Annotated in this window: 22 protein-coding genes; 7 read left to right on the top strand and 15 right to left on the bottom strand. The window is 31.4% G+C overall.

What is annotated here, in order from left to right; translation table 11 throughout:
• The 6 genes from CKA54_RS07855 to dcd form a co-directional block, all read right to left on the bottom strand.
• Positions 1-127 (bottom strand): hypothetical protein (locus tag CKA54_RS07855; RefSeq protein ID WP_367301899.1); only part of this gene is annotated, 127 nt, incomplete at its 3' end.
• Position 128: 1 nt separating this feature from the next.
• The gene (locus CKA54_RS03400) at positions 129-911 is read right to left on the bottom strand and encodes an AAC(3) family N-acetyltransferase (protein WP_120759994.1); all 783 of its coding nucleotides are present in this window, start codon (positions 909-911) and stop codon (positions 129-131) included.
• The gene (locus CKA54_RS03395) at positions 908-2,164 is read right to left on the bottom strand and encodes a DUF4910 domain-containing protein (RefSeq protein ID WP_120760005.1); all 1,257 of its coding nucleotides are present in this window, start codon (positions 2,162-2,164) and stop codon (positions 908-910) included. The genes CKA54_RS03400 and CKA54_RS03395 overlap by 4 nt, the downstream gene beginning before the upstream one ends.
• A gap of 4 nt (positions 2,165-2,168) precedes the next feature.
• Complete coding sequence (gene pseC / locus CKA54_RS03390) at positions 2,169-3,299, bottom strand: UDP-4-amino-4,6-dideoxy-N-acetyl-beta-L-altrosamine transaminase (protein ID WP_120759992.1); 1,131 nt, start codon at positions 3,297-3,299, stop codon at positions 2,169-2,171.
• Between the two features lies 1 nt (position 3,300).
• Positions 3,301-4,305, bottom strand: a complete 1,005-nt coding sequence (gene pseB, locus CKA54_RS03385) for a UDP-N-acetylglucosamine 4,6-dehydratase (inverting) (protein ID WP_120759990.1) — start codon at positions 4,303-4,305, stop codon at positions 3,301-3,303.
• A 49-nt stretch (positions 4,306-4,354) separates the two neighbouring features.
• Positions 4,355-4,915 (bottom strand): dCTP deaminase, encoded by a 561-nt coding sequence (dcd, locus tag CKA54_RS03380; RefSeq protein WP_012661997.1) that lies wholly within the window; start codon positions 4,913-4,915, stop codon positions 4,355-4,357.
• A 133-nt stretch (positions 4,916-5,048) separates the two neighbouring features.
• Here dcd and accB point away from each other — a divergent pair, with 133 nt between their 5' ends.
• The gene (gene accB / locus CKA54_RS03375; protein ID WP_120759988.1) at positions 5,049-5,498 is read left to right on the top strand and encodes an acetyl-CoA carboxylase biotin carboxyl carrier protein; all 450 of its coding nucleotides are present in this window, start codon (positions 5,049-5,051) and stop codon (positions 5,496-5,498) included.
• Between the two features lies 1 nt (position 5,499).
• Positions 5,500-6,831, top strand: coding sequence for an acetyl-CoA carboxylase biotin carboxylase subunit (locus CKA54_RS03370; RefSeq protein ID WP_120759986.1), 1,332 nt, complete (start codon positions 5,500-5,502; stop codon positions 6,829-6,831).
• A gap of 18 nt (positions 6,832-6,849) precedes the next feature.
• Here the strand turns inward: CKA54_RS03370 and CKA54_RS03365 are convergent, their stop codons facing one another.
• Positions 6,850-7,677 carry a peptidyl-prolyl cis-trans isomerase gene (locus CKA54_RS03365; protein WP_120759984.1) on the bottom strand — a complete coding sequence of 276 codons (828 nt, stop codon included), beginning with the start codon at positions 7,675-7,677 and terminating at the stop codon, positions 6,850-6,852.
• Positions 7,678-7,741: 64 nt separating this feature from the next.
• Here CKA54_RS03365 and gltX point away from each other — a divergent pair, with 64 nt between their 5' ends.
• The 3 genes from gltX to CKA54_RS03350 all read left to right on the top strand — a co-directional run bounded on the left by gltX (position 7,742) and on the right by CKA54_RS03350 (position 11,282).
• Complete coding sequence (gene gltX / locus CKA54_RS03360) at positions 7,742-9,133, top strand: glutamate--tRNA ligase (protein ID WP_120759982.1); 1,392 nt, start codon at positions 7,742-7,744, stop codon at positions 9,131-9,133.
• The gene (locus tag CKA54_RS03355) at positions 9,133-10,368 is read left to right on the top strand and encodes a malic enzyme-like NAD(P)-binding protein (protein ID WP_120759981.1); all 1,236 of its coding nucleotides are present in this window, start codon (positions 9,133-9,135) and stop codon (positions 10,366-10,368) included. Before gltX ends, CKA54_RS03355 begins: the two co-directional genes overlap by 1 nt.
• A 248-nt stretch (positions 10,369-10,616) precedes the next feature.
• A complete protein-coding gene (locus tag CKA54_RS03350) occupies positions 10,617-11,282 on the top strand; it encodes an MqnA/MqnD/SBP family protein (RefSeq protein ID WP_120759979.1) in 666 nt (221 codons plus the stop codon).
• 23 nt (positions 11,283-11,305) lie between these two features.
• Here CKA54_RS03350 and CKA54_RS03345 read toward each other — a convergent pair whose 3' ends face one another.
• From CKA54_RS03345 to selA, 4 genes are read right to left on the bottom strand one after another with little or no spacing between them, the layout of a single operon-like run.
• The gene (locus CKA54_RS03345) at positions 11,306-11,833 is read right to left on the bottom strand and encodes a hypothetical protein (protein WP_120759977.1); all 528 of its coding nucleotides are present in this window, start codon (positions 11,831-11,833) and stop codon (positions 11,306-11,308) included.
• Positions 11,820-12,533: a thioredoxin fold domain-containing protein gene (locus CKA54_RS03340; RefSeq protein ID WP_120759975.1), complete on the bottom strand. Its 714-nt coding sequence runs from the start codon at positions 12,531-12,533 to the stop codon at positions 11,820-11,822. The genes CKA54_RS03345 and CKA54_RS03340 overlap by 14 nt, the downstream gene beginning before the upstream one ends.
• Positions 12,534-12,586: 53 nt before the next feature.
• Positions 12,587-14,392: a selenocysteine-specific translation elongation factor gene (gene selB / locus CKA54_RS03335; RefSeq protein WP_120759973.1), complete on the bottom strand. Its 1,806-nt coding sequence runs from the start codon at positions 14,390-14,392 to the stop codon at positions 12,587-12,589.
• Positions 14,385-15,716 (bottom strand): L-seryl-tRNA(Sec) selenium transferase, encoded by a 1,332-nt coding sequence (gene selA / locus CKA54_RS03330; RefSeq protein WP_120759971.1) that lies wholly within the window; start codon positions 15,714-15,716, stop codon positions 14,385-14,387. Before selA ends, selB begins: the two co-directional genes overlap by 8 nt.
• Before the next feature lie 89 nt (positions 15,717-15,805).
• Between selA and CKA54_RS03325 the strand changes: the two genes are divergently transcribed.
• Entirely contained in the window at positions 15,806-17,458 is a 1,653-nt protein-coding gene (locus CKA54_RS03325) for a 4Fe-4S dicluster domain-containing protein (RefSeq protein WP_120759969.1), read from the top strand.
• A 10-nt stretch (positions 17,459-17,468) separates the two neighbouring features.
• Here the strand turns inward: CKA54_RS03325 and CKA54_RS03320 are convergent, their stop codons facing one another.
• The 4 genes from CKA54_RS03320 to modA all read right to left on the bottom strand — a co-directional run bounded on the left by CKA54_RS03320 (position 17,469) and on the right by modA (position 19,951).
• Positions 17,469-17,783, bottom strand: coding sequence for a multidrug efflux SMR transporter (locus CKA54_RS03320; RefSeq protein ID WP_120759967.1), 315 nt, complete (start codon positions 17,781-17,783; stop codon positions 17,469-17,471).
• 184 nt (positions 17,784-17,967) lie between these two features.
• Positions 17,968-18,816 carry an ABC transporter ATP-binding protein gene (locus CKA54_RS03315; RefSeq protein WP_120759965.1) on the bottom strand — a complete coding sequence of 283 codons (849 nt, stop codon included), beginning with the start codon at positions 18,814-18,816 and terminating at the stop codon, positions 17,968-17,970.
• The gene (locus tag CKA54_RS03310) at positions 18,810-19,199 is read right to left on the bottom strand and encodes a hypothetical protein (protein WP_120759963.1); all 390 of its coding nucleotides are present in this window, start codon (positions 19,197-19,199) and stop codon (positions 18,810-18,812) included. Before CKA54_RS03310 ends, CKA54_RS03315 begins: the two co-directional genes overlap by 7 nt.
• Positions 19,196-19,951, bottom strand: a complete 756-nt coding sequence (gene modA, locus CKA54_RS03305) for a molybdate ABC transporter substrate-binding protein (protein ID WP_120759961.1) — start codon at positions 19,949-19,951, stop codon at positions 19,196-19,198. Before modA ends, CKA54_RS03310 begins: the two co-directional genes overlap by 4 nt.
• Before the next feature lie 223 nt (positions 19,952-20,174).
• Here modA and CKA54_RS03300 point away from each other — a divergent pair, with 223 nt between their 5' ends.
• Complete coding sequence (locus tag CKA54_RS03300) at positions 20,175-20,861, top strand: VacJ family lipoprotein (RefSeq protein ID WP_120759959.1); 687 nt, start codon at positions 20,175-20,177, stop codon at positions 20,859-20,861.
• Positions 20,862-20,866: the final 5 nt, after the last annotated feature.

Genomic DNA, 20,866 nt, shown 5'->3' with positions numbered 1-20,866 from the left:
CTATTTTTTTACTTAAATCATCAAAGTCTTTATAGCTTATACTTTTGCCATTAAACTCAACAAAAGCATTTTTATTTCCAAATTTAGTAACGCTTTCTTGTAAAAAATCATTGATGTGGGTTGTCATTTTATTCCTTTAATAAACAATAAGGATTATCACTTAAAGCTTTTAATGTTTTTTTTAAATAGTTTTTCATGTTGATATTTATTATATGAGCATTGGAAAAATTTAAAATATTAAAATTATCATCATTTTTTAAAATAGCTACTTGTTTATCAACATCTAAATCCGAATTTTGATCTAATTTTCTAACATAATATTGAATCTTTTTTTTGATTTTTTTGCCGTTTTCTGTGATAATATTACCACTAAAGTCCTTAAAATACCTATACGGCACATAAGCTTTTTCTTCTATAAAATGACTAAAGGTATATCCAACTACTTTGGAGCCAAATAAGATAAGCTTTCCATTCTCTTTGGCTAAAATATCATATACACAATTTTCTCCAAAACAACTTGTAGTATCCTTTAAAAATAACTCTTCTTTAGCTCCTTTTACAGCAAAAGAAAATATAGGATCGTTAGTGCGCTTAACTCCTGTTTGTTTACGGAAGTATTCTGTTAAAACCCCAACAGTGCTTTTTGAGGTTAAATTGTCATAAGTTTCATTTTTACAAAAACTATAAGTAAAGGTAGGCATGATTAAAGTACCTTCTTTGCCTATAGCTTCAAAAAAACAATCCAAAATGGTTTGTAAAAAATCATTTCTATTGAGTAAAGGTTGGCCAAATTTCATTAATTCGCTATGTACACATAAAATATCGCCTTTTTTAATGCCAAGTTTTTTAAAAGCTTCTACTAGATCGATGTTGGAGTATTTTTTACCATTGTGTTCTAAAAAGTATTTCATTTGATTAGTCCGTGAAATTTTAATTTTTTGATTAAATCTTTTAATTCATAAGCTTGCATATTAAGCTTGGAAGCTATATCTAAGACATCATTTTTACCATCGCAAAAGGCTAAAAAATTTGCAGATAATGGTTTTTTTGATTTGTGATTGATGGTATGATATAAATCTCTTTTACCTAAATTGGGCTCGCAAAATACGGTATTTTGATAAATCGCATTCGCTTCTAAATTCATGATGATTTCTTGCATAGCTTTTAAGCCACCTTGCAATCCCTCTTCACTGATAAAATTTAAATCATCTTTACTAGTATGGTATTCTTTATAATCACCAAATCTAGTTCTACATATACAAACTACAGGTAGGTTTACCAAAGGAGAGCAATATTGTCTTTCGTTGCTTCCTCTGTATAAAAAACTAAATTCTTTAAAATTGTTTTTATCTTTTAAGGTGTGCAAAGCTACTTTATCAGCTAGGGTAGTCTCACTTGGAGTGTGAATGAGTGAGTAGGCATTATCATCACCCATACATGAAAGTGCAAAGCCTGCTTTGGTATACTTTTGTAGATGCTCTAAATGCTTACTAAGATAAACTATACTCCCTATAGTTTCAGGAGCAAAAACAAAACGGTAGTTATATTTTCTTTCTTTGAGTTCTAAAAGCCATTTGGCTAAAAACGTAGCTACCACAGGACCACTTAGCTCATTATTTGCCATGGAAGGATGACAAAGATAAGTAGAGATTAAAATTTCATCTTTTGTTTCTTGTGTGCTAGGTATGAGTAAATCAGCATAGTTTAAAACCCCATTTTCATGGTGTTTTGCATCGATGAAAACTTTATATTTTCCTTCTTTTAGTTTAATTCTATCTTCATGTTTGATACAAAAGCCCCAGCGCCTTTTATAATAGCTTGTCACATAAGGTATAGCATCAGGCATATCCTCTATAGAGTAAAGATGTTCTTGTAGGCTTGTTAGATCAAGTTCTGTATCTATACCTATGCTATAGTTTAATACATGAAGATTATTTTGCTTAAAATCACAAATTTTTTCTTCATCTGGAGTGATGATATAAGCATCGTTTATCTCCCATTCAGCAGGTACTTCCCAGTCAAATACCTTACTTCCGCTTGCTATGGAGTGAATTTTTAATATACCCCCCCCCATAGCTTCATCAAGTATTTTTAAACTTTGTCTAAAACCCTCACCCGTGATACTTCTACATATAGGAAAAAGCTCACAAGCTAGCTCATGCATATTTTTATCCACAACAACCCTTTTTAGTTTCTTCTAAAACCTTAAGCAAACTATCTTTAACAAATTGCGCATCTTTTAAGCTCATTTCTTGATGGGCAGGTATGCTAAGTTGGGCTTTGTAAAAATTATCTGCATTTTCTAAAAACAACTTTCCATATAAGTTTTTATAGTAACTAAACTCATAGGTAGGTTTGTAATGCACTTGCACACCTATGCCTAAATTTAATAATTTTTCAAAAATGATTTCTTTTTGACAGTAAAACTCAGGATAAAGCAAAATAGGATATAAATGTCTTGAGCTTTTTTTATAATCTTTGATTTTAATCGTACTAAAATAAGGATTTTTTTCAAATTCTTTATCGTAAAAACTTGTGATGATTTCTCTTTTTTCTAGCATATTATCAAGCTTTTTAAGTTGATTTATACCCAAGGCACAAGCTACATCGCTTAAACGATAATTATAGCCTAGCTCAACCATATCGCTATCCCAAAGTTTTTTTTTGACTATGCCATGACTTCTTAAAAGCTTGATTTTTGAGATTAATTCCTCATCATTGCTAACGACTGCACCACCTTCAAAAGTAGTGATTGGCTTGACTGGATGAAAGGAAAATATGCTTAAATCAGCCATAGAGCCTACTTTTTGATCTTTATAAGTAGCGCCTAAAGCATGACTTGCATCATCAATGAGTGGGATATGGTATTGTTTAGCTAGAGTTAAGATTTCATCCATTTCTACGCTATTTCCTGCAAAATCAACCACGCAAATTGCTCCTATATCGGAGCTATCTTGTTTTAATCTTGCAGCAAGTTTTTTCTCATCAATATTCCCATCGCTTTTTACATCAACAAACTCTACTCTAGCACCTGCCATTAAAGCTGCATTTGCAGTTGCAGCAAAGGTTATTGGGGTGGTTAAAACGATTTTGTCTTTTACATCTAAAGATAAATACGCAAGGTGTAAAGCAGAAGTGGCTGAATTTAGCACACAGGCATATTTTACACCTACATATTCACAAAGAGCTTGTTCAAATTCTTCAACCTTTTTTCCACCGGTTAAAAAATCATCTTTTAAAGCTTCACAAACTACTTGTATGTCTTGATCATCGATGTTTTGATGAGAATAAGTAAGCATGTTAATCTACCTTTGTTTGATCAATAATATTTAAAAGTTCTTCTTGGCTAATCCATGAAGGGTTATTATCAGAACTATAAGAAAATCCATCGGCTACTTTTTTACCTTTTTCGCCTTTGGCATTAACGCTAAAGTCAATGTTTATATTATTAAATTGAATGCTTGGACTAATGGCATAATAATTTTTAAATTCATAAGTTAAGTGACTATCATCACTTGAAATCATAATCTCATGCAGTTTTTCACCCGCTCTTATGCCTATGATTTTATGGGCTAACTTAGGCGCCATAGTTTTAGCTAAATCAGTGATTTTCATCGAAGGAATTTTTGGCACGAAAATTTCCCCTCCATGCATACACTCAAAGTTATTTAGCACAAAATTAACTCCATCTTCTAAAGATATCCAAAATCTTGTCATTCTCTCATCGGTAATAGGAAGTTCTTTAGCGCCTTCATTGATTAGTTTTTTAAAAAAAGGTATAACAGATCCTCTTGATCCTACGACATTGCCATATCTTGTAACGCTAAATTTAGTATGTGAGCTTCCTGCGATATTATTTGCTGCTACAAAAAGCTTATCGCTTGCAAGCTTTGTAGCACCATATAAATTAATAGGATTACAAGCTTTATCAGTGGAAAGTGCGATGCATTTTTCTACATTGTTTTCCAAACATGCATCGATTACATTTTGTGCACCATTGATATTGGTTTTTATGCATTCCATTGGATTATACTCAGCAATTGGTACATGTTTCATAGCGGCTGCATGAATGACAAAGTCCACATCTTTCATAGCTATGCTTAGTCTTTCTTTATCTCTTATATCTCCTATAAAATAACGCATGCACTCATTATTAAATTCTCTTGCCATTTCAAATTGCTTGAGTTCATCGCGTGAGTAGATGATGATTTTTTTAGGTTGGTATTTTTGAAGCAAAGTTTTGGTGTAAGTCTTTCCAAAACTTCCTGTGCCACCGGTGATTAAAATACTTTTTCCATTAAACATCTTTATTTCCTAGTATTCAATAACTTTTTTATATCGTCTAAAAATTGAATTATTTTAAAATTCTTGGTAAAGTTATGCCTGTTTGGGCTTGATATTTACCCTTTTTATCTGCATAAGTTACATCGCAAGGTTCATCGCCTTGTAAAAATAAAACCTGTGCTATACCCTCATTAGCATAAATTTTAGCAGGCAATGGAGTGGTATTTGAAATTTCTATAGTAATATGCCCTTCAAAACCTGGTTCAAAAGGGGTCACATTGACTATAATCCCACATCTTGCATAGGTACTTTTACCAAGGCAAATGGCTAAAACATCATTTGGCATTTTAAAGTATTCAACTGTTCTTGCGAGTGCGAAAGAATTAGCAGGCACTATACATACATCGCCTACAAAATCTACCACATTCTCTTCTACGAAATTTTTTGGATCCACAACTGTGGAATTTACATTAGTAAAAATTTTAAATTCTCTCCCAACTCTTATATCATACCCATAGCTTGAAAGCCCATAACTTACTATGCCTTTGCCTATATTTGCTTCGCAAAATGGCTCGATCATATTGTGTTCTAATGCCATTTTTTTGATCCAATTATCTGCTTTTAAGCCCATTTTTATCCTTTATTATTAAAGTGAATTTTTAAATTATATCTTAAAATAAAAGTAAAAAATAAATAATTGAAGTTATTTTTAGTATTTTTATATATAATTATAAATTAAGTCTTATAAATTAAGGAGAGAGTATATGACAAAAGAAGAAATCAAAGAACTAATGCAACTTTTTGCAGAAGCAAATATAAGCAAGATAAAAATAAAAGAACAAGATGGATTTGAAATAGAACTTGAAAGAGATATGTGTTGTGAGTTACCAGCTCCAACTCCTGTTGCTCCAGCACCACAACCAATCAATGTAAATGTAGTAAATGAAACTAAATCAAACTCAAATTCTTCCAATAAACCAACTATCAACAGCCCTATGGTAGGTACTTTTTATCAAGCTCCAAGCCCAGGTGCGGCACCTTTTGCTAAAGTAGGCCAAACTATTAAAAAAGGAAGCACGATCGCAATCATTGAAGCAATGAAAATTATGAATGAAATCGAAGCAGAGTATGATTGTAGGATAGTAGAAGTTTTAGTAGCAGATGGCCAACCTGTAGAATTTGGTATGCCTTTATTTGTGGTGGAGAAATTATAAAATGGAAATTAAAAAAGTTTTAATAGCAAATCGTGGAGAAATTGCTTTAAGAGCTTTAAGAACCGTAAAAGAAATGGGCAAGAAAGCAATTTGTGTGTATTCTACTGCAGACAAAGACGCTTTGTATTTAAAATATGCTGATGCGAGTATTTGCATAGGAAATGCTAGAAGCTCAGAAAGCTACTTAAATATCCCTGCTATCATTAGTGCAGCAGAGATTAGTGAAGCAGATGCGATTTTTCCAGGATATGGGTTTTTAAGTGAAAATCAAAATTTTGTTGAAATTTGTGCAAAACATAATATCAAATTCATAGGACCTTCAGTGGCTGCTATGGCACTAATGAGTGATAAAAGTAAAGCAAAGCAAGTAATGCAAAGAGCAGGTGTGCCTGTGATCCCAGGAAGTGATGGGGCTTTAGGTGGGGTAGAAGCAGCAAAAAAACTTGCTAAAGAGATAGGTTATCCTGTGATCTTAAAAGCAGCAGCAGGTGGTGGTGGCCGCGGTATGCGTGTAGTTGAAGATGAAAAAGACTTAGAAAAAGCGTATTGGTCAGCAGAAAGCGAAGCTATGAGTGCTTTTGGTGATGGTACTATGTATATGGAAAAATATATTCAAAACCCACGTCATATCGAAGTGCAAATCATAGGAGATAGCTTTGGTAATGTGATTCATTTGGGTGAGAGAGATTGTTCGATGCAAAGACGCCACCAAAAACTTATAGAAGAATCTCCTGCAATTTTGCTTGATGAAAAAACAAGAGCAAGACTTCATGAAACAGCGGTTAAAGCTGCTAAAGCGATTGATTATGAAGGTGCGGGAACTTTTGAATTTTTAGTAGATAAAAATTTAGATTTTTATTTTATCGAGATGAATACACGTTTGCAGGTTGAACATTGTGTGAGTGAAATGGTAAGTGGTGTGGATATTATTGAGTTAATGATTAAAGTAGCTGAAGGATATCCTTTACCAAAACAAGAAGAAATCAAACTTAAGGGTCATTCTATAGAGTGTAGAATCACTGCTGAAGATTCTAAAACCTTTTTACCATGCCCAGGCAAAATCACAAAATACGTAGCCCCTGCAGGTCGCAATGTAAGAATGGAAAGCCACTGCTATCAAGATTATAGTGTGCCTCCTTATTATGATTCAATGATTGGTAAGCTAGTAGTTTGGGGTGAAGATAGAAACACTGCGATCGCAAAAATGAAAATAGCATTACACGAACTTATCGTAGGTGGAATTAAAACAACAAAAGATTTTCACTTAGCTATGATGGATAATGCGGATTTTATTAACAATAATTATGATACAAATTATCTTTCAAGACATTAATTTAAGATAGGTTTTAACCTATCTTAATTCTTCTATGTGAGCATTTGCTCTTATTTTATCTAGATGATTTTTTAAAGCTTGTTCTTTTTGGCTAAGAATATATGCATTGCTTACTTGATCTTTGATCAAATCAAAATCAATAGGGTTTTTTCCATATTTTTCTTTTATAAAGTATACAATATAAGCATTTTCTCCGTTTAATACTGGTGTAAATTCTCCTATTTTGGTGTTGTTTAATAATGCGAGTAATCTTGGATCTATGTTAGCTGCGTTTAAGCTAATGGCTTTTGATTTGATTTGGGCATTTTTATACATAGGATTTTGCGCAAGTTGTTGCAAAAGTTCAGGATTGGTAGAGTTGTAAACTACTAGGTCGATGTTGGAAAAAGTGCTAAATTTATCAAGGTTGTTTTCGTAAAAATGCTTAATCGCCTCATCATCGATATTGATTTTTGCATTTTGCATGATACTTCTATATAGCTTTTCTCTTTCAATGTCTTTTCTTACTTGATTTTTAAAAACATCAAAATTAAGACCATCTTTTTCTATTTTTGCTTGCAAGCCGTTAATATCGGTTTTATTACCTTTAGCAATTTGGGCTAGTTTTTCATTGAGCTCAAAAGTGCTGACATTGATCCCTAGTTTTTGTGCTTCACTTTGTTGGATTTTATCATCTACTAAAAAAGCAATGGCTTTTTGCTTATCATTAGTTTGTAGCTGTTTCATTGTTTGTTTAATATCATATAGAGTAATGGGTTGATTTTCTACTACCATTGCTACGCCACCTAGGGTTTGTGCATATAAGATATTTGCTGTAAAACAGCAAGATAATAAAAATTTTTTCATATAAAACCTTTATTTAAGTGTAAATATAGCATTATAACAATAAAAATTTAAAAAAGGTAAAAATATGCAAGAAATCACAACACGTTTTGCTCCTTCTCCAACAGGATATTTACATATAGGTGGACTTAGAACAGCTTTATATAACTATCTTTATGCAAGAAAGAATAAGGGTAAGTTTTTATTGCGTATTGAAGATACGGATTTAAAAAGAAATTCACAAGAAGCAACACAAGCAATTATAGAAGCATTTGAGTGGTGTGGGCTAAATCATGATGGGACAATCGAGTATCAATCTCAAAGATTTGACATTTATAAACAATATATTCAAAAACTACTAGATGAGGGTAAGGCATATTATTGTTATATGAGTAAAGAAGAGCTTGATGAATTAAGAACTAAGCAAGAAGCAGCTAAAGAACGCCCAAGATATGATGGAAGATATAGGGATTTTAAAGGCACTCCGCCAAGTGGCATTGAACCGGTGGTGCGTATTAAAGCGCCACAAAGTGGAGAAATTAAATTTATAGATGGTATTAAAGGTGAGGTAAGTTTTAAGGCTGAAGATATTTTAGATGATTTTGTAATCGCAAGAAGTGATGGTAGTCCAATTTATAATTTAACTGTTGTAATTGATGATGCGTTAATGGGTGTGAGTGATGTTATAAGAGGAGATGATCATTTGTCAAATACACCAAAGCAAATTGTGCTTTATGAAGCGTTAGGTTTCAAAATTCCTCAATTTTATCATGTAGCCATGATCCATGGAGAAGATGGTAAAAAACTTTCTAAGCGTCATGGTGCGACCGATGTAATGGAATACAAAAATATGGGAATTTTACCTCAGGCTTTGCTTAATTTTTTAGTGCGTCTTGGTTGGAGCCATGGAGATGATGAAATTTTTTCTTTAGAAACTATGCAAGAACTTTTTGATCCAAATCATATCAACAAAAGCGCATCTTGTTATAACTTTAAAAAATTAGAATGGCTCAATGCTCACTATATTAAAACTTTACCATTTGAAGAAATCAATAGACAGCTAAAAGATCTTGGTTTTGATTTAAGTCAGTTTGATAAAGCACCGTTTTTATTAGATCTATTAAGAGAGAGAGCAAAAACTCTACATGATATCATTCAAAGTGCTAAAGTGTTACTAAATGACCCAAAAGAATATGATCAAAAGGCTGTGGATAAATTTCTTAATACAACGAATTTAGCTTATTTGGAAAAATACGCTATGGTTTTAAATACACAAGAAAAAGCTTGTGAATTTGAAGAATTAACTAATCAATTCTTAGAAGAAAATAACTTGAAGTTAAAAGATCTAGCTCAAGCTATACGTATTGCACTTACGGGCAGCTCGGTGAGCCCTAGTATATTTGAAGTATTAGAATTTTTAGGAGTGCAAAAAGCTAAGCTTAGGATAGAGAATTTACTCAAATACATGAAGGAGAAATAATGAATTTAAAAGAAGAGGCTTTAGAATACCACTTGGGTGGCAAAGTAGATATTGTCACTAGAAAACCTATGGATAGTGCCCATGACTTATCTTTGGCGTATTCTCCGGGTGTTGCTGAGCCTTGTATTGAAATAGCAAAAGATGAGACTTTAGCATACAAATACACCAATAAAGCTAATTTAGTTGCTATTATAAGTGATGGAAGTGCGGTTTTGGGGCTTGGTAATATAGGAGCTAGTGCAAGTAAGCCTGTTATGGAGGGTAAAGCGTGTTTGTTTAAAAAATTTGCGAATGTGAATGCTTATGACTTAGAGATTAATGCGCATAGCGTGGATGAAATTGTTACTTTTTGTAAAGCTGTAGCACCTACATTTGGAGGGATTAACTTAGAAGATATTTCAGCACCAAAATGCTTTGAGATTGAAGCTGCTCTGCAAGATCTTGGAATTCCTGTAATGCATGATGATCAACATGGCACTGCGATCATTTCTACTGCAGGATTGATGAATGCTATGGAAATTAGCGGTAAGAAATTTGAAGATATTAAAGTGGTTGTAAGTGGTGCTGGCGCAGCGGGTATTGCAAGTGCTAGAATGTATAGAAGCTTAGGTGTAAAAAACATCATTTTAGTGGATAGTAAAGGTGTGATCAATACCCAAAGAAATGATTTAAATCAATATAAATTAGAATTTGTAAGCGATACCAAAGACAATACTTTAAGAGAAGCTTTAAAAGGGGCTGATGTATTTTTAGGTTTAAGCGCTCCTAAAATTTTAGATGATGAAATGATTTTAAGCATGGCTAAAGATCCTGTTATTTTTGCTTTGGCTAATCCTGTGCCTGAAGTAATGCCAGAAGATGTAAAAAGGGTTAGAGATGATGCTATAGTAGGTACAGGAAGAAGCGATTATCCTAATCAAATTAATAATGTTTTAGGATTTCCTTTTATTTTTAGAGGTGCTTTAGACGTTAAAGCAACTAAAATTACTGAAAATATGAAAATAGCAGCAGCTAAAGCTTTGGCTGATTTAGCTAAACTTGAAGTAACTGATGAGGTTAAGCAAGCTTACGGGGTGGAAGAACTTAGCTTTGGAAGAGACTATGTGATACCAAAACCATTTGACGTGAGAGTAAAAGCTCTTGTGAGTGCTGCAGTTGCTAAGGCTGCGGTAGAAGATGGTGTGGCATTGATTAAAGAGTTTGATTATCAAAAATACCTAGCAAGTTTACAATAATTTTTCAATATTAAGTTTTATTTAAAATTATTTTTTGAATAAAACTTAATCTTCTTTTCTAAATTTCCAAAAAATCTTTTTTTAGTTTTGGTATATTTTCTTTTTAGGATAAAAATATCTTCTTTATTTTAAAAATAAATGTTAAATTTTGATATAAATTTTAATATTGATGATGTTTTTAATTAAATTAATTTATATTTAAGATATTTTTTTATAGTATGATAATACTTAATCATAGAAAGGTATATATGGTTTTTGGAAAGATAGATTTTCTTAATTTACTCCCTTTACATATCTATCTTAAAAAAACTGCTTTTCCTAGCTATGTTAAGAAAACTACAGAGTATAAAAAAGGGGTTCCTAGTAAGCTAAATCGCCATTTGTATTTTAGGCGTATTGATGCGGCGATTATATCAAGCATTGAAAGTCGTAGAAAAAAATACAAAACCTTAAATGTGGGGATTTGCGCAAGCAAAAAGGTGGAAAGCGTTTTAGTGAAAAAAAATTCTCAAAGCAAAGAAGATGCAAGTTCAGCAACTTCAAATGCTCTTGCAAAAGTTTTAAAGCAAAAAGGGGAGGTTATCATCGGTGATAAAGCTTTAAAACTTTACTTACAAAACCCAAATGACTACATTGACTTATGTCAGTTGTGGTATGAAAAAACCAATTTGCCTTTTGTTTTTGCACGCTTTGCATGCGTAAGAAATTTTTCAATCTATAAAAAAATGATGAAGCAGTTTGCAAATAGTAAAATTTTTATTCCCCAATATATATTGTTAGATTATGCTAAAAGTAGAGGGCTTTCTCAAAAAGAAATTATTGCATATTTAAAGCTGATTTATTATAAAATAGAAACCAAAGAAAAAATGGCACTTAAAAGATTTTTATCTAAAACAAGTAGTAAAATACTTTAAGCGATGTTAACCCAATCAAGGCGTTACTGCAGATAAAAAAAGCTTGCAATTTGGCTGATGATTTTTTCTTCTAAGGATTCTTTAGCTCTATCTATATTGCCAAGATATGCTGTTCTTGCCAAAAGAGAAGTACTTTGGGTCGAATTTGGGCTTATGATTTGCAAATTAACTTGCATTAGATAGTAATTTTCCACTTCCATTTCAAATACATCATCGATTTTATCAAAGCTATTAAAGAAAAATCTTGCACTAGATGCGCGTAGTCTTTGTGCATAGGAAAATTTTTTAAAATCCACTATATTAATGTAAATTTGGTAATCGCTTTGATTATTGTTGAAAACCAGTCCTAAATTTTGTAGCTTTTGTTTGAGTTTGGTTTCTAGCTTTGTGTTTAATTTTGAAGGATTGTTGATGTGTAAAGAAAAACTTTGATTTTTTCTTGCTTGCAAGAAAATACCTTCATTGCTAGTTTGAACGAAAGATTGCATAGAGCCTGTGCATGCATTAAAAAATAATGCAAACACAAGCAAGAAAAAACTATTTTTGAGCATCGATGATGGTTGGTACAGCACGAAGGCCAAGTTTAGAGTATTTTGCAAAAGTATCTCTTACAGCCTGAACCTCTGACTCGCTTGGTTTTTTATAGTCTTTTAAATTTTTATCATAGTATTTTTTCATGATAGCAATTTTTTGTGCATCATTTTTTGCACTTTTACTTTCTTTGTAAATTAATGCAGACTTTTCAAATGCGCTTGTATCATGGATTGGAGTAAGGATAAATTTTACTTGGTGGGTTTTTAATACTTCTTCGATTTTATCTAAATGCATTCTACAGTAAGGGCATTCAGGGTCACTAAATACATAAAGCAAAGGTTTGTTTTTATCACCTAAAGATACAAACATTTTTTCTTTTTTAAGTTCTACTAAAGCTTTTTTTGAAAATTCAGCTTGTTGTTTTTCCATGAGTTTTGCTTGATAAACTTGAGAATAAAATTGACCATTTTTTACATCAATCACTTCAGTTGTAATGATGTTTGCTTGAGTGAAAACAATTTCTTGAAAGCTTTTTCCACTGATTTCAAAATTAACTGTAACTGCTTCAAAATCAGTTTCAGGAACTTTTTCTCTGTTAGAAACACTAATGTTAGCGTTGGATAGGTTGGGATTTTTTTTGAAAAAATTAATAATTTCTTCATTACTCGCGGCAAATAAAGAACTAGCGAGAGTTAAAAGAGTTAAAGATTTTTTCATTCTTTTCCTTTATTTTAAATTTTTCACACATTATAAAATGTAAACTTTAACACTTAGGTTCTTAAAAACCTTTTTTCATCTATTTTTACTACTTGAGGGTAGTTTTTGTCAAGATACTCTAAGTAAGCTATGGCATACTTTCTTGAAATTTGAAAATGGTTTTTAACAAAAGCTACATCTAGATGATGTGTTTGTAAAAGTTTTAAAAACTCTTGCATAAGGTTTTCAAGAGAATTTTTTTCTATGAAAAGATTATGTGCAAGTCTGATAACTTTATTTTCTTTGGTGAGTTTTTTTAAAATGAAATCTCCATTTTTTCTATCAAGTTCTAGATACTCATAAAGATTATAAGGCGCAGTAGGTTTAATACCTTCTTTTTTTAAAATTTCATAAAGTTCACAATGGGCTTTTTCTTGCAATCTTTCATAATTTTGTCCTTTTAAAAACCATATCCCATCTTTAAAATCTAACTTTTCTTGCATTTGCATAAGTGTATAAGCGCAAAAATTTTCACTCGCCCAAGAAAGTCTTAGGGCAATAGAATGAGGCGATATTAATGCGTAAGGATTTTTAGAAAAGATAAAATTAATAAAATCTTTCAAGTTTTGCATAGCATTAAGATCGTATACATTTAAAGCTTGCTCATCGACAAAAACATGATCTAAGCTTCTTGCTAAATTCAAAGCTTGTTCATGGGAGAGTTTGAAGCGTTGGTAGCATGAGAGCAAACCAAAACCAAGTTTGTGGGTTTGTTTTAAAAATTCAAACACTCTTTTAAAATCTCTTTGTTCTAAAAGCATGAGATATTTGGTTTTGATATCTTTTTTTAAAGGCTCGCTTACTGCATTAAGCACTACACCACCACTTTTAATGCGTCCATTTTCAAGTAGGATAAATTTATCATCAAAACATAGAGCCAAGTTTTTATCAAAATCTAAACTCACATAAGTTTTATCTTCTAACTCTTTGATGATGCTTATTTTGGCATTTAGTTTTTTTGACCCACTACAAAATTCCAAAATACTTCCATGTTTAACCCCTGTGGTAAAAACTACTCCATCGATGCTTTTAAAGCTTTTAAAAACACCTTTTTTGCTAAGCACGTAGCCTTTTTTTAATTCATGATAATCACAGTTTAAACTCAAAGCAACTCTGTTGTAAGCTTTTGCTTCTAAAATATTTTCTTCATGAATTTGTATATTTTTTATCATGATATCTTTTTGTGTTTCAAGGCAAAAGATTTTTTCGTTTTTATGGATTTTTCCCTCATTTAAGCTTCCTGTTACTACTGTACCTATACCTTTTAGAGAAAAAACCCTATCAATGTAGTATCTAAAAATCAAATTTTCATCATTTTCTTTGGGTTTTAGGCTTAGAAGATAGTTTTTTAAACTCAAGATACTTTGCTCATCATAAATACTAGTTGCAAATACTTTTAAGATGTTGACTTTAAAAGCGCTGATCTCATTTAAAAGTTCTTTTTGCTTATATTCAAAGTCTTTGCATAAATCAACTTTGCTTAAAACAAGCACTACATCTTTTACACCTAAAAATTCTAAGACCTTTAGATGCTCTATACTCTGAGCTTTTAAACCCTCGTTGATATCTATGACAAACATACACACTCTAAAACCAAAAGCACCGCTTATCATAGTTTTGATCAAACTTTCATGTCCTGGTACATCGATAAAAGCAATGTTTAAATTTTCACTTTTTAAGTTTGAAAAACTCAAATTAATTGTAATGCCTTTTTCTTGTTCTTCTTTTAAATCATCTCCTTCAAATCCATTAATAGCTTTAATCAGTGAAGTTTTGCCATGATCAATATGCCCAGCTGTGCCTATGATAATACTATGCATGAAATACCTCTTTGATAGCGTGGATTAAACGGCTTAAATCTTTTTCTAAAATACTTCTAAAATCTAGCACAAAACACCCATTTTCAATACGACCAATGATACCTTTTTTTCTAAATTTTTCTTGCAAAGGCAAAGCCTTCTCATTAAAACTTAACACAAGAGTGTCTAGGCTTTTATCGGGCATAGATCCACCGCCTACTAAACTTTTAGAAGTTTTTAACTCGCATTTTACAGGAATCTTTTCTTGAACAAAAAGCGCCTTTTTTTCTATAGTTTTTAAATCATCATTTAAAAGTTTTAAAGTAGGAATTTTTTCATATTCTTTTTCCAAATAAGCCTTGGTGGTTTCATTTAAAAAAGCAAGTGTGATTTTATCAACTCTTAACATTCTTAAGAGTTGATTTTTCTTTAGCTGTTGAATGTATTTTTTCTTTCCAAGTATAATGCCTGCTTGCGTAGAGCCAAAAAGCTTATCACCGCTAAAACTTAAGATATCGCAGTGTTTTAAAAGCTCTTTCACGTTTGGCTCATTTTTACTGAGTTGTTTGTTGATTTTTTCACACCAGCCAGCACCTAAATCATAATATGAAATGAGTTTTTTCTTTTTTGTTAAAGTGTGAATTTCACTTAAACTTACTTCTTCAAAAAAACCTTTAAAAGCAAAGTTAGAGCGGTGGGTTTTTAAAATCATCTTAGTATTTTCATTGATGACATTTTCATAATCATACAGATGAGTTTTATTAGTTGTGCCTATTTCTTTTAGTCTAACACCGGCTGCTAGCATAACTTCAGGAATTCTAAAATTTCCACCAATTTCAACTAGCTCACTCCTTGAAGTGATAACCTCATTATTTTTTGCTAAAGTATTTAAGATTAAAAATACAGCTGAAGCGTTATTGTTAACTACTAAACAATCTTCACAATCAAACAAAATTTTTAAATTTGCATTTAGCGCATCATATCTTGATCCTCTTTTGCCAGTTTGCATGTTAAATTCTAAGTTAGAGTAAGAGCAAATAATTGGCTTAGTTTTTTCAAAAATATGTTCATCAATGATACTACGACCAAGGTTGGTGTGTATGATCACACCAGTGGCATTGACTAAGCTTTGACTTTGTGTATTTAAAAAATCTTGTATATTTTGTGTGATTTTTGTGAGTAAATCTTGTAAACTAAAATTTAAATTCTCATTTTTAGCGAGTTCTTTTTTACAATTTGAAACAACTTGCTTAGCAAAGTAAGATCTTAGGTATAAAGGGTAATCAGCTAAGATTTCATCGTTGATTAAAGTGTTTATGGGTGGAAAATTTCTAAATTTGTTCATCTTAAACCTTAAGAATAAATTAGTAAAATTATAACTTTTTTATAATGAAATTTATATAATTAAAGCCAAAAAATTAAAAAGAGAGTGTAATGAAAGATTTTGTATTTTTAGAAAATGAAGACTTAATCCCTTTAAGTGATAATATTAGCATAGTTCAAAAAGCCTGTGAAGAAGAAGTTTTTATAGGAAATTCAAAGCTTTTAAATCCTGAAGTTTATGCGCCTGAGATTAATTTTTATCTTAAAAATTCTCAAGATGATGTGCTAGCAAAATCAAAAACTATTGATTTTTTATATCAAGTTAGATCTAAAGTCTATGATTTGGGTCTTGATTTAGAATATACTAAAGAAGTGGGTAAAAATGTAATCCTTGTAAGCGATGAGGAGCAAAGCGAGTTAATTGAAAGTTTAAAACAAGAAGAATACAAGGTTTTAAAACTAAGCAATGAGCAGTGTTTGGGTGTTTTAGGTTGTGTAGGTGAGCTTTGTGTGATAGCGTTGAAAAATGGCGAGCAAGTGGAGATTGATTGTGATTTTTTTCTCTATGATACAAAAAAAGAAAGCTTTGATCAGCAAAGTGGCTGTTATGATTTTTCTAGCTTGAGTCAAGAAGCACTTATAAAACTTTTAAACTCTAATTCTCCAAAATATAAATTTAGAAATTACATTAGTTATGATGATAGCATTTGTCAATACCATAAAAGAAGAAGTGTTCATTGTGGAAAATGTGCCGAAATCTGTCCTAGTGTGGCTATTTTAAAAGACGATGAGCAAAAGAAATTAGAATTTTCTCATGTAGATTGTTTAAGTTGTGGCGATTGTGTAGGAATTTGCCCTAGTGGCGCGCTTGATTATGCGCCTATGCCACGCAATAGTTTTTATGAAATTTTAAAATTCTATGAAGATAAAATCATCTTAATCATTCCTGAAAAAATGTCGATTGAAAATTTAAATATCACTTTAAAAAAAGATGTGATGCCTTTTATGATTAAAGGAGAAAATTATCTAGATCAAGCACATTTTCTAGCTATGCTTCAAACAAGTGGTGCGAGTGTAGTTTTTTATAGCAATGGTTTATCACAAGGTGCTTTAGAAGTGGTAGATTTAATGAATGAAATTTTTCAAAGAAAATACAAACAAAATGCAATTTTTGTAGCTCAAAACGAAAAAGAACTTTTAGAAGCTATGGAGCAAGCTTGTTTTATTGATGATCTTAAATTTATTTCTTATAATCCTGCGCTTTTAAAAAGAGAAGATTTTGCAATAAGACTAAGAGAATTTATAGGGGATCAAAATTTAGGCAATATTCCAAGTAAAGAGTGGATACGCTATGGAAAAATCACTATTAATACCGATACCTGTACTTTGTGTCTTTCTTGTGTTGGAGCTTGTAATGTAGGAGCTTTAGTGGCTGATGCTAAAGATAATTCTTTGAAATTTAATGCGAGTTTGTGTACTACCTGTGGGTATTGCGAAGCAAGTTGTGCTGAAAACGACACGCTAGTACTTCAAAGAAGTGGTATAGATTTAGAAAAAGAGTATTTTTCTTTTATGATTTTAGCTCAAGATGAGCTTTTTGCTTGTGTTGAATGCGGGAAGGAATTTGCTACTAAAAAAGCCATTGAAAAAATCGCTAGTATAATGAAGCCAAGATTTATGGGCGATGAAGCGAAAATAAAAACGCTATATTGTTGTGCTGAATGTAAAGCAAAGGTAATGATACAAAGTATGAATGTGCTTTAAGCCAAAAGGCTTAAGCACTAAGTTTTAACCCCACAACTCCAATGATGATTAAAATAATAAAAATAATCTTATTAACCGTTATGGCTTCTTTAAAAACTAAAAACCCAACCACACTAACAAGCGCTAAGCCACATCCAGCCCAAGTTGCATACGCAACACTAAGATCAATTTTCTTTAAAGCGTAAAATAAACCTACCAATGAAAAAGAAAAAAATATTGCAAAAACAATCAAATAAAGATTATTTTTACTTATACTTGCGTATTTCATAGAACTAGTTGCAATTACCTCAAAAATTATACTCATCGCTAAAACAAACCAATGCATTTTTATTCCTTTATCAGTTAAAATAAATTAAATTATAAAAGAATAAAAGGCGGTGCAGTAGGGGCTATAAAATAACCATAAGATAGTCTTACTTTCCATGGAGTCCATAAGCTTGTATAGAATTTTAAGATAAAAAATCCATAAGTCATTTATCGCCTTAGAATGTTATAATCAGCGTATTTTATCATATTTTAGCTAGGTTAAGTGTAAAAGCTTTTTGGCTTAGAAGCACCTCATCGTTTTCTTTGAAATTTTTTGCTTCTAAAGGACTTAAGACAACTTGAGTGATTTGGTTTCCTATGGCAAGAATAGCAACAAAAATACTATCTTGTTTTTGCAGTTTTAAGATACGGGCTTTGATAGCAAATTTCTGAGAACCTTGCGTTTTTAAAAAAACTTCATTAGGAGTACCTTCTTTTATGATGACTCCATTTTCTAAAATGATGACTTTATTGGCTAGTTTATAAACTTCACTTACATCATGGCTGATTAAAATGGTGGTGATTTTGTAAGTTTTGTGAATGTTTAAAAGATAATCTTGCAAGCGTTGTTTGATTTCATTATCTAAAGCACTAAATGGCTCATCTAAAAGTAAAAGCTTTGGTCTTTGCATAATGGCTCTTGCTAAAGCCACGCGTTGTTTTTGTCCCCCGCTTAGTTCTTGAATGTGACTTTTTCTGTGCTGATTTAAATCCAAAAGATCCAAAAGCTCATTTGCAAATTCAAGATCTTTTTTAGCATATAGTAGATTTTGCTCTACATTCATATTTTCAAACAAAGCATAGTCTTGAAAAACAAAACCAAGTTGTCTTTTTTGTGGGCTTAAGAAATTTTTTTCATCAAAAAATATCTTATCACGAAAAATACAACTTCCTTGTGCTTTTTCAAAACCAGCTAAAATTCTCAAAAGCGTAGTTTTTCCACTCCCACTTTTTCCAAAGATAGCGCAAAACTCACCTTCTTTGACTTCAAAATTAATTTTAAGATGAAATTCTTTGTTTTTGAATTTTTTTTCACAATGGATTTTTAACATACATACTCTTTGATAAATAAAGCACTAGGATGAATATAAGCAAATACAAAATCATTTTTTTGATATGCTTGTTCTAAAAATTCAAAAGTGCTTATTTGGGTTTCAAAGGTGCAAATTTCACTTTCTAATCTTATAACAGTGATGATTTGTCCTTGAAAAATATCTATGATTTTTGCATGAAGAGTGTTTAAAAATGTATTAGCTAAGTTTATTTTGCTTAGTAAACATTCACTACTTTTAAAAGCTAACACAACTTCTTGATTAATGCTTGCTTTTTCATCAAGTTCTAAAGCAAGCATGTATAATTTGTGTTTTTGGGCAAAAAATTCCACCCAGTTTATATTGTCATGATTTTGAATAGAATGAATTTTGGCTTTAATCATGGGATATTATAGCCATAAGCTTTGAAAATTTGCTTAGCTTTATCGCTTAGGATAAAATCATAAAATTTCTTTGCCTTAGCATTGTCTTTACCATAAGAAGTGATAACAATGCCTTGATTGATTGGATCATAGAGTTTTGGATCGATTAAAATATAATTTTTACCTTCTTGAAGTTTGTAAGATTTCATTGCATTTTCATGTAAAGCGCTTGCTGCTATAAAACCCACATCAGCTGCTTTAAGTGTTTGAGTAAGAGCCTCCCCGATAGACTTAGCTTCGATGATTTTAGCTCTTGTTTGTTTATAAATTTTAGCATTTTGTAAAGCTTCTATACTAGCTTGGCCATAGGGTGCTGCTTTGGGATTGGCAATGGAGATAATTTTAACTTTTTCATCATTGAGTGCGTTTAATCCTTTACTTAAATCCACATTTTGCACTCTTAAAGTAAGTAGCGCTAAAGCACCTTGTGCGTAGATAACAGGTTTGGTGCTAGCAAAATGATCATCATATAAGCTTTGAGCAAATTTCATATTTGCAGCCATAAAAATATCAAATGGAGCTCCATTTTTAATCTGTGCAACCAAATTTCCACTAGCACCTAAACTTACATTGACGCTAATGTCTGGATTTTCTTTTTGAAATTCTTTTTGCAAGGCTTTAAATGCATAGGCTACATTTGCAGCTGCTGCGATGTTTACATCGGCTCCATAGCCAAAAATACATAAAAAAAGTAAGGCGAAAATTTTTTTCATTTTAATCCTTTTGGTTGTAAATTTAAAAAAATTATAGCTTATTTTTGAATGCAAAAATAAATTTTTATTTTTTGCATATTTTTCAAGACTTATTTTATCAATAAATAAAAATTTTTTATTTTTATAAAGAATATTTAAAAATTTATTTTAATATAAAAATTTATATGAATTTTTGTATAATTGATGTAATTTAAACTAAGAGATTTTCACAAAGGAATGGGTTTTGTTAAAATACTTATTGTCTGTATTTTTGTTTTTAAATACCTTGGTTTTTGCTAGCGACTTTGAAGATTTTGAGCAAGAGTATCAAAAAAAAGAAGTCAAAGATAGTTTTTATACTTACAATAAAGCTATGAGCAAGTTTAATTACGACCTTTATATGTATCTTTTAAGACCAGTTGTACTTTCTTATAAGAGTGTAACGCCTACTTTTGTAAGAACAGGGGTAAAAAATGCATTTGATACAACAAGATCGCCTTTTAGAATGATCAATCATCTTTTGACTTTAGAATTTAAAAAAGCAGGAGAAGAATTTGGGAGATTTTGTGTTAATGTCATTTTTGGTCTTGGCTTGTTAGATAGTGCAAGTAAGACATCTTTGAGAAGTTATGAGGCAGATTTTGGAACTACTTTGGGCAAATGGGGTATGGGAAGTGGGCCGCATTTGGTATTGCCATTGATTGGTCCTTCTAATTTACGAGATAGTTTAGCCTTGCCGGTTAATTGGTTTATGGTGCCTGAGGGGTATATTAAGAATTTTTGGCTAGGTGCTAGTGTGAATGCTGCATTAAGATTAAATGAATTAAGCTTTGAACATGAAAAAATCGATGATGTTTATCAAAATAGTGTGGATTATTACACTTTTATACGTGATGCGTATGAGCAAAGACGCCAAGAGTTGATCAAATAAGGAGA

The sequence above is a fragment of the Campylobacter sp. P255 genome, from assembly GCF_003627915.1.
Taxonomy (GTDB): domain Bacteria; phylum Campylobacterota; class Campylobacteria; order Campylobacterales; family Campylobacteraceae; genus Campylobacter_D.
The sequence above is the reverse complement of the archived record's forward strand: the minus strand, read 5'-3'. Positions and strand labels throughout refer to the sequence as shown.

Bases quoted from the DNA above. Each gene is read 5' to 3' on its own strand.
- CKA54_RS03320 (WP_120759967.1), bottom strand. From the start codon at position 17,783: ATGCATTGGTTTGTTTTAGCGATGAGTATAATTTTTGAGGTAATTGCA.
- CKA54_RS03400 (WP_120759994.1), bottom strand. From the start codon at position 911: ATGAAATACTTTTTAGAACACAATGGTAAAAAATACTCCAACATCGAT.
- accB (WP_120759988.1), top strand. From the start codon at position 5,049: ATGACAAAAGAAGAAATCAAAGAACTAATGCAACTTTTTGCAGAAGCA.
- CKA54_RS03325 (WP_120759969.1), top strand. From the start codon at position 15,806: ATGAAAGATTTTGTATTTTTAGAAAATGAAGACTTAATCCCTTTAAGT.
- CKA54_RS03310 (WP_120759963.1), bottom strand. From the start codon at position 19,199: ATGATTAAAGCCAAAATTCATTCTATTCAAAATCATGACAATATAAAC.
- modA (WP_120759961.1), bottom strand. From the start codon at position 19,951: ATGAAAAAAATTTTCGCCTTACTTTTTTTATGTATTTTTGGCTATGGA.
- CKA54_RS03345 (WP_120759977.1), bottom strand. From the start codon at position 11,833: ATGCTCAAAAATAGTTTTTTCTTGCTTGTGTTTGCATTATTTTTTAAT.
- CKA54_RS03395 (WP_120760005.1), bottom strand. From the start codon at position 2,164: ATGCATGAGCTAGCTTGTGAGCTTTTTCCTATATGTAGAAGTATCACG.
- CKA54_RS03365 (WP_120759984.1), bottom strand. From the start codon at position 7,677: ATGAAAAAATTTTTATTATCTTGCTGTTTTACAGCAAATATCTTATAT.
- selB (WP_120759973.1), bottom strand. From the start codon at position 14,392: ATGCATAGTATTATCATAGGCACAGCTGGGCATATTGATCATGGCAAA.
- gltX (WP_120759982.1), top strand. From the start codon at position 7,742: ATGCAAGAAATCACAACACGTTTTGCTCCTTCTCCAACAGGATATTTA.
- pseC (WP_120759992.1), bottom strand. From the start codon at position 3,299: ATGCTTACTTATTCTCATCAAAACATCGATGATCAAGACATACAAGTA.
- selA (WP_120759971.1), bottom strand. From the start codon at position 15,716: ATGAACAAATTTAGAAATTTTCCACCCATAAACACTTTAATCAACGAT.
- pseB (WP_120759990.1), bottom strand. From the start codon at position 4,305: ATGTTTAATGGAAAAAGTATTTTAATCACCGGTGGCACAGGAAGTTTT.
- CKA54_RS03315 (WP_120759965.1), bottom strand. From the start codon at position 18,816: ATGTTAAAAATCCATTGTGAAAAAAAATTCAAAAACAAAGAATTTCAT.
- dcd (WP_012661997.1), bottom strand. From the start codon at position 4,915: ATGGGCTTAAAAGCAGATAATTGGATCAAAAAAATGGCATTAGAACAC.
- CKA54_RS03355 (WP_120759981.1), top strand. From the start codon at position 9,133: ATGAATTTAAAAGAAGAGGCTTTAGAATACCACTTGGGTGGCAAAGTA.
- CKA54_RS03350 (WP_120759979.1), top strand. From the start codon at position 10,617: ATGGTTTTTGGAAAGATAGATTTTCTTAATTTACTCCCTTTACATATC.
- CKA54_RS03370 (WP_120759986.1), top strand. From the start codon at position 5,500: ATGGAAATTAAAAAAGTTTTAATAGCAAATCGTGGAGAAATTGCTTTA.
- CKA54_RS03340 (WP_120759975.1), bottom strand. From the start codon at position 12,533: ATGAAAAAATCTTTAACTCTTTTAACTCTCGCTAGTTCTTTATTTGCC.